This window comes from Albibacterium profundi (genome assembly GCF_042159835.1).
Classification (GTDB): domain Bacteria; phylum Bacteroidota; class Bacteroidia; order Sphingobacteriales; family Sphingobacteriaceae; genus Albibacterium; species Albibacterium profundi.
The window spans coordinates 1,246,460-1,258,271 of the sequence record NZ_JBBVGT010000002.1 but is presented as its reverse complement, the minus strand read 5'-3'; the positions used below and the strand labels follow the sequence as shown (position 1 = coordinate 1,258,271).

Genomic DNA, 11,812 nt, shown 5'->3' with positions numbered 1-11,812 from the left:
CTATGAAAGTTTTTGACGTATATCCACTGAACCCTATTGAGATCGCAAAGGCTGCTGGGCTCAATGTCTGGGATGCTGCTGGTCAAAAATACCTCGACCTATATGGAGGGCACGCTGTTATCTCTATCGGGCATACACACCCCCATTATGTACAAAAGCTAACCGATCAGTTAAATGCCGTTGCTTTTTATTCCAACTCGGTTCTAAATCCTCTTCAACAAGAATTAGCGCGCCTCCTAGGAGAAGCTTCTGATAAACAAGATTATTCGCTATTCCTTTGCTCGACAGGTGCCGAAGCCAACGAAAATGCGCTTAAGGTTGCTTCTTTTTATAATAACAGAAAAAAAATCATCGCTTTTACAGGTGCATTCCATGGTCGTACATCCTTGGCAGTGGCCTGCACCGACAATCCAAAAATTGTTGCGCCGGTAAATCAGCATGATATTGAGTTTCTTCCGTTCAATGACGAAGATGCATTAGAAAGTGCATTTAAAACATATGGAGAAGAGATCGCAGCGGTAATCGTTGAGAGTATACAGGGGGTCGGAGGTATCCAAGAAGCTACCCCCCTATTTCTTGCAAAAATCAGAGAACTTACGAGCGCCTATGATGCGGTGTTTATAGCCGATGAGGTACAATGCGGATATGGCCGTTCAGGGCGGTTTTATGCGCAGGATGATTCTAATCTCAAAGCCGACATTTACACTATGGCGAAAGGTATGGGCAATGGATATCCAATCGCCGGCATCGTACTGTCTCCTAAATTTACACCTTGGCATGGCATGTTAGGGACGACCTTTGGTGGCAGTCATCTAGCCTGTGCTGCCGGTATCGCGGTTCTCGAAGTGATCAAAACTGAAAACTTAATTGACAACGCTAAAAATATAGGAGCGTACCTATTAGATGAATTACGGACTTTTGATAAAACTCTTGCGGTCAGAGGTCGCGGGTTAATGATTGGAATCGATCTCCCTGAAGAATTAAAGCACATCAGAAAGGATCTCCTTTTTAAGGATCATATATTCACCGGAACAGCCAACCCCAATGTTATACGTCTGCTTCCGGCTTTGAATATCACCAAAAAGGATGCTGATTTTTTTCTAGAGGCACTAAACAAGCGTTTATCCATGGCTTAATTCACTTTTCTTAGATCCAAATCTCAAAACAATATAATATGAAAAATTTCTTCTCTGTAAACGATGTACCTGACCTAAAACAATTTGTTGAAAAAGCAAAGGCGGTAAAAGCATCTCCTTTTGAGGATAAAACACTTGGAGAAAATAAAACATTAGGGCTCATCTTTTTGAATCCCAGCTTGAGAACCCGTTTGAGTACTCAAAAAGCAGGGTTAAATTTAGGGATGCAGGTAATGGTAATGAATATGGGGCAAGAAGGATGGGCGCTCGAGACACGCGACGGTGTTGCTATGGACGGCACGACCGTGGAACATATACGAGAGGCAGCCGGCGTTATTGGCCAGTATTGTGATGTGGTTGGATTTCGGTCATTCCCCTCACTGAAAGATCGTGAGGAAGATTATAATGAAACACTATTCAACAAGTTTATGGAGTTTTGTGCGGTTCCATTAATAAGCCTAGAAAGCGCAACTCGACATCCTCTACAAAGTTTTGCCGACCTTTTAACCATAGAAGAGCACAAAACGGTCACCAAACCAAAAGTTGTACTTTCCTGGGCTCCGCATGTAAAAGCGCTACCTCAGGCTGTCCCGAATTCGTTTGCTGAATGGATGAATCGAGCTGAAAAAGAAGGAATGATTGATTTTTGTATTACTCATCCGAAAGGATACGAACTGGCAGATGAATTTACGGGAAACAGCCGCATTATCTACGATCAAGAAGAAGCGATCAATGACGCCGATTTTGTGTATGTTAAGAACTGGTCGAGCTACCATGACTACGGCAAGGTCATTAGCACAGATAAAAATTGGATGATCGCTCCAGATCAATTATCAAAAAACACCAAGGTAATGCATTGCTTGCCGGTGCGCCGCGATGTGGAATTGGCTTCAGCTATATTAGACGGGCCTCAGTCGCTTGTTCAAAAAGAAGCAGGAAATCGCTTGTGGGCCGCTCAAACGGTTTTAAAAGAAATATTAACTTCTGATTCTTAGCAAATGAATAAAGATAAACTAAGAATTATCAAGATTGGGGGAAATATTATCGATTCCCCTTCTCTATTAACAGAGTTTTTATCGGACTTCAATGCAATAGAAGGGAAAAAGATATTGGTTCACGGAGGCGGTAAGATTGCAACCGATTTTGCTTCTAAGATGGGTATTGAGGCAAAAATGGTTGAGGGTCGACGAATCACAGATGAGGCCATGTTGGATATAGTGACGATGGTGTACGCGGGGTTGGTAAATAAAAAGGTCGTTGCTCAATTGCAAGCTACTGGCTGTAATGCTGTGGGTCTTTCGGGAGCTGATGCAAATTCTATCAGAGTAATTAAACGTCCGGTGAAGTCAATTGATTATGGCTTGGTGGGCGATATTCAGGACGATTCGGTTGACACACACACATTGTCTATTTTTCTAGAGAATGGTCTCGTTCCAGTGTTTTCTGCGATAACCCATGACGGGAAAGGCCAACTTCTTAATACGAATGCAGATACAATAGCATCCAGTATTGCCACCGCACTATCTACTTCATATTCAGTATCACTAATATATTGTTTTGAAAAAAAAGGAGTGTTGCGAGATGTAAACGATGAAAAATCGCTCGTAACTGAAATCAAAAGGGAAGATTTCGACAATTTACAAAGGGAAGGGGTAATTGCTGGTGGAATGATTCCGAAGCTTCATAACGCCTTTGATGCGATTGACAAGGGGGTTTGTGAGGTCCTAGTTGGCCAGGCGTCCGATTTAAAATTTGTAGATAGCAGCCAGTTTGGCACACGAATCATAAAATAAAAACCTAAAATGAAAAAAGTTACGATCATCGGATCCGGAAATATCGGCCTCTCATTAGCCAGTGGGTTGGTAAATAGGTCGTATTGTAAGGCAGAAGACATTACACTCACCCGAAGAAACCTCAAACATCTTTCTGCACAATCGGCAGAAGGCTATTTGACAAGCGACAACAACGCTGATGCTATCAAAGGAGCTGATATCATCGTATTAGCTGTCTTGCCTCAGCAATTGAATGAAGTTATTAGTCAAATCGACGGGAATATCATTCCCGAAAAGCAGTTGGTAGTATCTGTAGTTTCAGGTGTAACATGTCAGGACATCCGTAGCCAATTGGGCAACAATGTTGAGGTTATCCGCGCCATGCCTAATACGGCGATATCAATTGGACAGTCGATGACCTGTATTGCGGGCGACCATGCCCCTCCTGAAGCTATCGAAGAGGCAGCAACTCTTTTTAAAACGGTTGGTTCAGTTATCAAAATCAATGAAGAACTAATGACAGCTGCTACTGCATTATGTGCATGTGGAATTGCATTTTTTTTAAGATCTATTAGAGCAGCATCCCAAGGGGGTGTAGAGGTCGGATTCCATGCAGATGAGGCCTTAAAGATGGCAATACAAACCGCTAAAGGCGCTGCAGATTTATTATTACAAATGCAAAGTCACCCAGAAAGTGAAATCGACAAAGTAACATCGCCAAAGGGTTGTACGATTGCAGGTCTCAACGAAATGGAACACAACGGATTTAGTTCATCCATGATCAAAGGGATTAAACTATCTGCGCAAAAAGCTGGCGGTCTATATCAGAACGAAAACAAAATGTGATGAAATCCTTACAAACGCTTACAAACGACAGCATTGAACTTCTTAAAAGGCTTATTAGTATTCCTTCTTTCAGTCGAGAGGAAAAAAATACAGCTGATGCAATTGCTAGTTTTTTAGCCGACAGAAAAGTGAAAACCCACCGCAAGGATCATAATGTTTGGTGTTACAATAAACATTTCGATGAAAGTAAACCTACAATTCTCCTCAACTCACATCACGACACGGTAAAGCCTAACGCTGGATACACTCATGACCCTTTTAGTCCAATAGTAGATGATCGAAAGTTATATGGACTGGGAAGTAATGATGCAGGAGGTGCCCTCGTTTCCTTGCTGGCTGTCTTTCTGTACTTTTATGACGGACGAAATTTAAAATACAACTTATGTTATGCTGCGACAGCTGAAGAAGAAATTTCTGGAAGAAACGGAATAGAATCGATCCTGTCCGAAATTGGTGAAATCAGTTTTGCGATCGTCGGAGAACCGACTTTGATGCATCTTGCTATTGCTGAGAGAGGACTTATGGTTATTGATTGTGAAGCACCTGGCAAGGCGGGACATGCAGCCAGAAATGAAGGAGATAACGCGATTTATAACGCAATCGAGGATATCAATTGGTTTAGAAATCATAGGTTCCCTAAAGAATCGACTTTATTTGGCCCAATCTCAATGAACGTTACAATAATAGAGGCAGGGTCTCAACATAATGTTATCCCATCAAGCTGTAAATTTACGGTAGATGTCCGAGTAACGGATGCCTATCGGAATGAAGAGGTGCTCGAGATTATCAAAGCGAGTATCAAATCAAATGCGGTGGCAAGGTCTACTCGCTTGAAACCGTCCGCAATCGCACCCGAACACCCGATCGTGCAGGCAGGCTTAGATCTTGGCAGGAAAACCTATGGTTCACCGACGACAAGCGACCAAGCACTTTTGGATGTTCCTTCGCTAAAATTAGGGCCGGGTGATTCCGCGCGGTCCCATACGGCAAATGAGTATATTTACATCCACGAAATCGAGGACGGCATTAATTTATATATCGAGATGCTTAAAGCCGTACTTATCTAATAAAACACTCTAAAAAATGAAACTCTGGGAAAAAAGTAGTCAAACTGAAAATATAATAGAAAAATTTACTGTAGGTAATGATCGCGAACTTGACCTCCAATTAGCCACAGCAGATGTTATTGGCTCTCTTGCTCATACGAAGATGCTCCATACTATTGGATTATTATCGTTGAGCGAACTAGAAAGTATCCATAAGGAGTTAAAAAAGCTTTATCGTGAGATCAACGATGGAAACTTTGAGATTGAAGAGGGTGTCGAAGATATCCATTCTCAGGTTGAGCTCATCCTAACACAGCGCATTGGCGACGCAGGTAAGAAAATTCATAGTGGTAGATCCAGAAATGACCAAGTACTGGTCGACTTGAAAATATTTTTTAGATCTGAGATCGAAAAAATTGTAAACAATAGCAAGCTTCTGTTCGATCAGCTGAACAACTTGAGTGAAGAATATAAGGATGTACTGATCCCGGGTTATACGCATCTACAAATAGCCATGCCTTCTTCATTCGGACTATGGTTTGGCGCATATGCCGAGAGTCTGATTGATGACTTAGAGATGATGTTAGCCGCGTGGAAAGTGAGCAATAAAAACCCTTTAGGATCTGCAGCTGGCTATGGATCCTCTTTCCCTTTAAACAGAACGCTCACTACTGAACTGTTGGGCTTTGATGGTTTAAACTATAATGTTGTGTACGCACAAATGGGACGAGGCAAAACAGAACGAATTATTGCACAGGGCATTTCATCAATTGCCGCAACTCTGGCAAAGTTCTCAATGGATGTATGTTTATACATCAATCAGAACTTTGGGTTCATCTCATTTCCGGACGAATTAACTACTGGGTCAAGCATTATGCCGCATAAAAAAAATCCAGATGTTTTTGAATTAATTCGTTCTCGCTGCAATAAAATTCAGGCACTACCGAATGAAATCGCGATGATGACAACTAATTTACCGTCAGGCTATCATCGCGACCTACAACTTTTAAAGGAAAATCTATTTTCGGCCTTCGAGTCCCTCAATGAATGTCTGTTGATAAGCAAATATATGCTCGAACACATCATTATTAAAGACAACATACTCGACGACTCAAAGTATGACTATTTATTTAGTGTGGAAGTGGTGAATAATGAGGTTTTAAACGGCGTTCCGTTCCGTGAAGCATATAAAAACATTGGTGCAGCAATCGAGTCTGGAACTTTCCAGCCGATACGCGCGGTTAAGCACACACATGAAGGGAGTATTGGCAATTTGTGCCATAAAGAAATTCGTGAAGACTTCACCCAAGTCTATAATTCGTTTAACTTTGAGAAAGTACATACTGCAATTGAGAATCTTGTAAAGTAACGCCTCATGAAATATCAGAATCCAGAAGAAGCTGTAAAGCTAATTGAGTCAAATCATAGTGTTTTTATTCATTCAGCAGCTGCTACGCCGCGCGAATTAGTGAAGGCGATGTCTAATCGAAGCTCTGAAATTAAAAATGTGAAAGTGTATAGTATGCATACGGAATGGGAAGCTCCATATGGAGATGCCGAACACGCCGAATCATTTGACATCAATGCCTTTTTTGTAGGAGCCAATATACGCAAAGCTATCAACGAAGGACGTGCGGCCTATGTGCCTATGTTTTTGAGTGAGATACCCAAGGCTTTCAGAAGCGGCCTAGTTCCGTTGGATGTTGCGTTAATATCCGTTTCACCACCAGACAAGAATGGGTATTGTTCCATGGGTGTTTCGTGTGATATTTCACGCGCAGCTGTTGAGAAAGCATCCATCATCATTGCAGAAGTAAACCCGCATATGCCAGTTGTAATGGGCGATGGAGTAATTCATATTTCCGAAATAACTGCATATGTTGACGTAGATTATCCAATCTATGCACAACAACTAAAAGAGCCGACTGAGATTGAATTAGCTATTGGAAGGAACGTGGCTGCACTAGTTGAAGATGGAGCTACTCTGCAGATGGGTATCGGTGGTATCCCTAATGCAGTACTCCAGTGTTTGACCAATCATAAGAACTTGGGCATCCATACTGAAATGTTTTCGGACGGTGTTGTGCCTTTGTTTGAAAAAGGAATTATAAATAACCGTGAAAAGAAAAGTCATCCCGGAGCTATTGTTTCCAGTTTTTCAATTGGATCAAAAAAACTATACGACTTTCTAGACCATAACCCTTTGGTAAGAATGCTGGACATCGAATATGTAAATGATCCTGTTACCATTTCTAAAAATCCGAAAGTGACAGCAATCAACAGTGCAATCGAAGTGGACATTTTTGGTCAAGTATGTGCTGACTCCATTGGGACCAGACAATATAGCGGTGTAGGAGGCCAGGTGGACTTTATGAGAGGGGCTGCTCTTTCAAAAGGAGGCAAGCCCATTATTGCGATTCCTTCCGTGACAAATAAAGGGATTTCAAGGATTGTATCTCTATTAAAACCTGGAGCATCCGTGGTTACCACGCGTGCTCATGTCCATTATGTTGCTACCGAGTACGGTGTAGCCTATTTACACGGAAAAAACCTTCGCGATCGTGCAAAAGAATTGATTCGAATCGCTCACCCTGACCATCAAGAACAAATTGAAAAAGAAGCGTTCTCTATCTTTAAATCAATTTAAACAGATCGGCTTCGGAAACTTGCACTTGGGAGCCGTCAATCATATTCTTTAGAGTATAGATACCGGCTCTCATTTCATCTTCACCGATGAGCACGACAAAAGGTATATTCTTGGCATTCGCATAGGTCATTTGTTTTTTTAGCTTGGCCGCCGAAGGATAAAGTTCAGCTGATACCCCGTGTGTCCGTAGCTTCGTCAACAAGGGTAAGGCGTAGGCCTCGGTTGCACTATCAAAATTAGTTATCAAGACACGCGTTCCGATACTAGTCTCTTCTGGAAAGAGACCAAGCTCCAATAATACATCGTATATCCGGTCTGCGCCGAAAGAAATACCTACTCCAGTAAGTCCCGATGTGCCGAACATTCCTGTCAGGTCATCATATCTTCCTCCCCCTCCGATGCTCCCCATTTGAACCTCGTTAGTTTTGACCTCCAGAATGGTCCCGGTATAATAGTTCAAGCCTCTCGCCAGAGTAATATCGAGTTCCAAAAACTTGAAGATATCTTTGTTAAGAAGTGTGACATATTCCAGCACTTGCTCAATCTCATCAATCCCCTTTTGCCCAATAGTTGAAGTCTTCAATGTATCTTTTAAAACCTGTAATTGTGACTCTACGCTCCCCGATGATTCTAGAATTCGCCGTAGCTGACTAATTTCTTCTTCACCGAAGCCATTAGACGATAGTTCACGAATTACACCTTCCACGCCGATCTTATCCAGCTTATCAATCGCAACTGTCATAGGAATTAGACGATCCGTCTGATTCAACACTTCCGCAATACCAGCTAAAACCTTCCTATTATTGATCTTAATGCTAAAATCTCTTAGTCCTAATGATGTAAGTACTTCATAATAAATCGCAATAAACTCAGCCTCGTTAAGTAGGCTGTCTGAACCAACGACATCCGCATCACACTGATAGAACTCTCTATACCTACCGCGCTGCGGGCGGTCTGCGCGCCAGACAGGTTGTATCTGAAAACGTTTAAATGGAAGAGTTATATCATTTTGGTGCATAACCACATAGCGAGCGAATGGCACGGTCAAGTCGTAACGAAGTGCTCTTTCTGATATGAAAGGTATCAGAGTTTTAGAATCAACTGTGGTCAGTTGGCCCTTTGTAAGCTTCGATAGGAACTCCCCTGAATTTAATATTTTGAATATCAACTGATCGCCTTCATCTCCATACTTTCCGGTGAGTGTTGTCAAGTGTTCAAAAGAAGGTGTTTGTATTTCACTATAACCAAACTTTCTAAAAACGCCTTTTATTGTATCAAATATATAATTACGTCTCTCCATTTCCAATGGGGAGAAGTCACGTGTGCCTTTCGGTATTGATGGTTTTATCTTTGCCATATTCGCAAAGGTAATCATTACAGTCCATTGTAAAATAAGTTGATCTCTGCAATATGAAAAATTGCTATTTTTATTTTTCTTTTGCTAAATTAGGTATCACAAATAACCCATTAATTATGAAAAAAATAATCTTCCTCCTAGCGCTGACCATCGGATTTACGTTAAATTCTATGGCACAGCAGGACAAAACAAAAAGGGCAAGCCCGCCCGACTCAATAACGGTGACAACCGACAATGGAGTTACAATAACAATCGATTACAGTCGCCCTTATCTAAAAGGACGTGATTTGGCTACATTGACCCCAATTGGCAAGGTATGGCGAACTGGTGCAAACGAAGCTACGACTTTTGAAATCGACAAGGATGTCAAAGTTAACGGCCAGAAATTACCAGCGGGAAAATATAGTCTATACACGATACCCGGAGAGAGCCAATCTACTATTATATTTAACAAAACCTGGAATCAGTGGGGTACTAAATACGATGAAGCAGCAGATGCATTACGGGTAAAAACTACCACAAGTCTGGGGAATCCGATGGTAGAACAGTTTACGATACGCGTTGATAAAAAAGGCAAAGTGAATCTACTTTGGGGTGACGCCGTGCTTTCTTTTAATGTTGAATAAGGTAATTGAGCAACTTGTATACGAAGGCTTGTCCAGTTTAGCTGGACAAGCCTTTTAAGTTTTCGTCTGCCCTTATAAATCGATCGAAGATCCTATTTCTAATAGATGCAGATTAAGTCCCACATCTTGAAACCGCTTTTGTGCATCTGCTTCGTCAATCTTGATTGGCGGAAACGTGTTATAATGGATTCCGATAATATTTTGGCAATTAATTAACTTAGCGGCTTGAATGGCGTCATTTACATCCATTGTGAAGTATCCCCCAATCGGCAGAAAAGCCCAATCAATTTGTTCGTCTTTCAACAGTTGCATTTCGAGTGTTAGGGCAGTATCCCCAGCGAAATAAATTGTCTTACCTTGTGATTTAAGCAAATATCCCGCAGGTGCACCCGCATAGCTCCCATCCGGCGCTCCGTTCGTATGTAATGCATAGACTATTTTGGCCGACCCAAACCCACCGTTCATAGTCCCTCCAAAATTCATTGCAGTAACCTTATCTTCAGGAACTCCTTGTTTTTGTACCCAGTCCCCAGTTTCAACAATGGCGACGACCTGGGCATCACTTTGCTGTTGTATTTGCGCCATATCATGGACATGGTCTCCATGACAATGACTTAAAAAAATATAATGAGGATTAATCGAGCCTATTTCAATGTCTTTTGCAAGCTCATTCGGCGTAATAAAAGGATCAAATAAAATCCGAGTCCCGTTTAGGTCCAAATGAACCGTCGAATGACCAAAATATGTTGCTTTCATTCCGCTATTATTTTTTATTTGTTAAACATCCCTCCTAGCCCACCTAACATATCCTTAGTTACCGCTTGCATTTCACTTTGACTTACCTGATCGGCTTGTAAAAGCGCCTTGTTTACGGCAATGACAAGTAACTCCTCTAGTTCCTCTTTATCAGCCCCTTCTAAAAAATCCGACTGAATCGAAATCTCTTTTATCTCCTTATTGCCATTGGCTATCACTTTGATTTTTCCACCTTCTACCTCTCCAAAGACACTGATCCCGTCAAGCCTCTTTTTTACCTCTTCAGCTTTCTGCTGAGCCTGCATTAATTTATCAAACATAACATTCGGTTTTTCAACGATTAAACACTGTATTCAACTAATTGTTCTTAATATTACTCTATTAGCTCTCCATTGCTATTATATGCTCCACGCCTAATAACAGGCATGTCCAATATCTCATATATTTCATCCAAATGATTTAAGCTACTATTGGCCATATTGGAGAGAAGCACAATGGTGATATCATTTTTCAGATCTCTGACATAAAGATTTTTAAAGCCATGCCACCAACCAGTATGATAGGCCACTGTATGGTCACCTTCTTTATAGAGCCGCCACCCATACCCATAATTAAAAACTCCACGGACAGGTTCGCTATAGCCTTGATAAGCCGAATCTAATAACTCCTTCCCTATTATTCTTCCTTCAGAAAGGGCTCTGTCAAACAGGAACAAATCACCCACTGTGCTATAGATGCCCTTATCTCCGACTGGCCCATCTAAAAAATTCTGAACCACAGAGCGTCGAAAAACTTTGTCGTGACCTACCACGTCTGTTGGAATCTCCTCGTAATCAGCCTTAGAATAAACCGCGGTATTCTTTAAACCGAAAGGCCGAAACAGGTTTTCTTGCATGAATACGGTAAAAGACTGTTTAGAAACCACTTCGATGATAGCCGCAAGGACCATATAATTGCTATTATTATATAAAAAGCGAGTGTCGGGAGTGTTATATCTGGCTGGTTTTTTTTCGATAAGCAAATCTATAGCTTCCTTATTGGTAAGACCTTTTGTTTTATCCTTCCAAATGCCATCGATAAAATATATGTAATTCGGAAGACCTGAGCGATGAGTCAACAATTGCTGAATGGTGACTCCCTCGTAAGGGAAGTCAGGTATAAATTCATTGACTGTTTGACTTAAATTTATTTTACCTTGTTCGACGAGCATTAGAATTGCCGTAGCAGTAAACGGTTTCGATACCGATGCTAACTCAAATTGGGAATCGATATCAAGACTATCTCGATACAAGTAATCTGCCCAACCAAACGAATTCTGATATATGATCTTTCCTTTTTTAGCGACCAAAACGTTTCCGTTGAAACCGGATCGACTATGCAATCGTTGCATAAAATCGTCAATGCGAGCATCCGCCTTTGCAGGATCGTAAATAAGCCGTATACTATCGGTTAGTTGTTGCTTTTTTTCCGCCTTAATCCGTTTGCTTTCAGCAGAGGAGCAGGCGACAAAAACACATAGAACAATAAAAAATAGTAATTTTAACTTTCTAAGCATGTAATCGTGGAAACTTGATTTTTGAAATAACGAAAATGCGTAAATATTTTTAAATACACGAGTTTATATCA

At 41.3% G+C, this 11,812-nt stretch carries 12 protein-coding genes; 8 read left to right on the top strand and 4 right to left on the bottom strand.

The window, feature by feature from the left end; translation table 11 throughout:
- The first annotated feature begins 2 nt into the window (after positions 1-2).
- The 7 genes from WKR92_RS06995 to WKR92_RS06965 are packed head-to-tail and all read left to right on the top strand — an operon-like array spanning position 3 to position 7,447.
- Positions 3-1,136, top strand: coding sequence for an aspartate aminotransferase family protein (locus WKR92_RS06995; RefSeq protein ID WP_375557106.1), 1,134 nt, complete (start codon positions 3-5; stop codon positions 1,134-1,136).
- Between the two features lie 38 nt (positions 1,137-1,174).
- Positions 1,175-2,131 carry a Rossmann-fold NAD(P)-binding domain-containing protein gene (locus tag WKR92_RS06990; RefSeq protein ID WP_375557105.1) on the top strand — a complete coding sequence of 319 codons (957 nt, stop codon included), beginning with the start codon at positions 1,175-1,177 and terminating at the stop codon, positions 2,129-2,131.
- A 3-nt stretch (positions 2,132-2,134) separates the two neighbouring features.
- Complete coding sequence (gene argB, locus WKR92_RS06985) at positions 2,135-2,929, top strand: acetylglutamate kinase (protein WP_375557104.1); 795 nt, start codon at positions 2,135-2,137, stop codon at positions 2,927-2,929.
- 9 nt (positions 2,930-2,938) lie between these two features.
- A complete protein-coding gene (gene proC, locus WKR92_RS06980; protein WP_375557103.1) occupies positions 2,939-3,754 on the top strand; it encodes a pyrroline-5-carboxylate reductase in 816 nt (271 codons plus the stop codon).
- Positions 3,754-4,821, top strand: a complete 1,068-nt coding sequence (locus WKR92_RS06975; RefSeq protein ID WP_375557102.1) for a M20 family metallo-hydrolase — start codon at positions 3,754-3,756, stop codon at positions 4,819-4,821. The genes proC and WKR92_RS06975 overlap by 1 nt, the downstream gene beginning before the upstream one ends.
- Before the next feature lie 16 nt (positions 4,822-4,837).
- Positions 4,838-6,169, top strand: a complete 1,332-nt coding sequence (gene argH / locus WKR92_RS06970; protein ID WP_375557101.1) for an argininosuccinate lyase — start codon at positions 4,838-4,840, stop codon at positions 6,167-6,169.
- A gap of 6 nt (positions 6,170-6,175) precedes the next feature.
- Positions 6,176-7,447, top strand: coding sequence for an acetyl-CoA hydrolase/transferase family protein (locus WKR92_RS06965; RefSeq protein ID WP_375557100.1), 1,272 nt, complete (start codon positions 6,176-6,178; stop codon positions 7,445-7,447).
- Here WKR92_RS06965 and hisS read toward each other — a convergent pair.
- The gene (hisS, locus tag WKR92_RS06960) at positions 7,434-8,804 is read right to left on the bottom strand and encodes a histidine--tRNA ligase (RefSeq protein ID WP_375557099.1); all 1,371 of its coding nucleotides are present in this window, start codon (positions 8,802-8,804) and stop codon (positions 7,434-7,436) included. The genes WKR92_RS06965 and hisS overlap by 14 nt on opposite strands.
- 116 nt (positions 8,805-8,920) lie before the next feature.
- Here hisS and WKR92_RS06955 point away from each other — a divergent pair, with 116 nt between their 5' ends.
- Positions 8,921-9,430 carry a DUF2911 domain-containing protein gene (locus tag WKR92_RS06955; RefSeq protein ID WP_375557098.1) on the top strand — a complete coding sequence of 170 codons (510 nt, stop codon included), beginning with the start codon at positions 8,921-8,923 and terminating at the stop codon, positions 9,428-9,430.
- A 72-nt stretch (positions 9,431-9,502) separates the two neighbouring features.
- Here WKR92_RS06955 and WKR92_RS06950 read toward each other — a convergent pair whose 3' ends face one another.
- From WKR92_RS06950 to WKR92_RS06940, 3 genes are read right to left on the bottom strand one after another with little or no spacing between them, the layout of a single operon-like run.
- Positions 9,503-10,186, bottom strand: coding sequence for a metal-dependent hydrolase (locus WKR92_RS06950; protein WP_375557097.1), 684 nt, complete (start codon positions 10,184-10,186; stop codon positions 9,503-9,505).
- A 14-nt stretch (positions 10,187-10,200) separates the two neighbouring features.
- The gene (locus WKR92_RS06945) at positions 10,201-10,506 is read right to left on the bottom strand and encodes a YbaB/EbfC family nucleoid-associated protein (protein WP_375557096.1); all 306 of its coding nucleotides are present in this window, start codon (positions 10,504-10,506) and stop codon (positions 10,201-10,203) included.
- Positions 10,507-10,559: 53 nt separating this feature from the next.
- Complete coding sequence (locus WKR92_RS06940) at positions 10,560-11,741, bottom strand: serine hydrolase domain-containing protein (RefSeq protein ID WP_375557095.1); 1,182 nt, start codon at positions 11,739-11,741, stop codon at positions 10,560-10,562.
- Positions 11,742-11,812 lie beyond the last annotated feature (71 nt).

What these genes read in the sequence shown, in the direction of transcription:
- WKR92_RS06965 (WP_375557100.1), top strand. Translation starts at nt 6,176, where the DNA reads ATGAAATATCAGAATCCAGAAGAAGCTGTAAAGCTAATTGAGTCAAAT.
- WKR92_RS06950 (WP_375557097.1), bottom strand. Translation starts at nt 10,186, where the DNA reads ATGAAAGCAACATATTTTGGTCATTCGACGGTTCATTTGGACCTAAAC.
- WKR92_RS06990 (WP_375557105.1), top strand. Translation starts at nt 1,175, where the DNA reads ATGAAAAATTTCTTCTCTGTAAACGATGTACCTGACCTAAAACAATTT.
- argB (WP_375557104.1), top strand. Translation starts at nt 2,135, where the DNA reads ATGAATAAAGATAAACTAAGAATTATCAAGATTGGGGGAAATATTATC.
- WKR92_RS06995 (WP_375557106.1), top strand. Translation starts at nt 3, where the DNA reads ATGAAAGTTTTTGACGTATATCCACTGAACCCTATTGAGATCGCAAAG.
- WKR92_RS06945 (WP_375557096.1), bottom strand. Translation starts at nt 10,506, where the DNA reads ATGTTTGATAAATTAATGCAGGCTCAGCAGAAAGCTGAAGAGGTAAAA.
- argH (WP_375557101.1), top strand. Translation starts at nt 4,838, where the DNA reads ATGAAACTCTGGGAAAAAAGTAGTCAAACTGAAAATATAATAGAAAAA.
- WKR92_RS06955 (WP_375557098.1), top strand. Translation starts at nt 8,921, where the DNA reads ATGAAAAAAATAATCTTCCTCCTAGCGCTGACCATCGGATTTACGTTA.
- proC (WP_375557103.1), top strand. Translation starts at nt 2,939, where the DNA reads ATGAAAAAAGTTACGATCATCGGATCCGGAAATATCGGCCTCTCATTA.
- WKR92_RS06975 (WP_375557102.1), top strand. Translation starts at nt 3,754, where the DNA reads ATGAAATCCTTACAAACGCTTACAAACGACAGCATTGAACTTCTTAAA.
- WKR92_RS06940 (WP_375557095.1), bottom strand. Translation starts at nt 11,741, where the DNA reads ATGCTTAGAAAGTTAAAATTACTATTTTTTATTGTTCTATGTGTTTTT.
- hisS (WP_375557099.1), bottom strand. Translation starts at nt 8,804, where the DNA reads ATGGCAAAGATAAAACCATCAATACCGAAAGGCACACGTGACTTCTCC.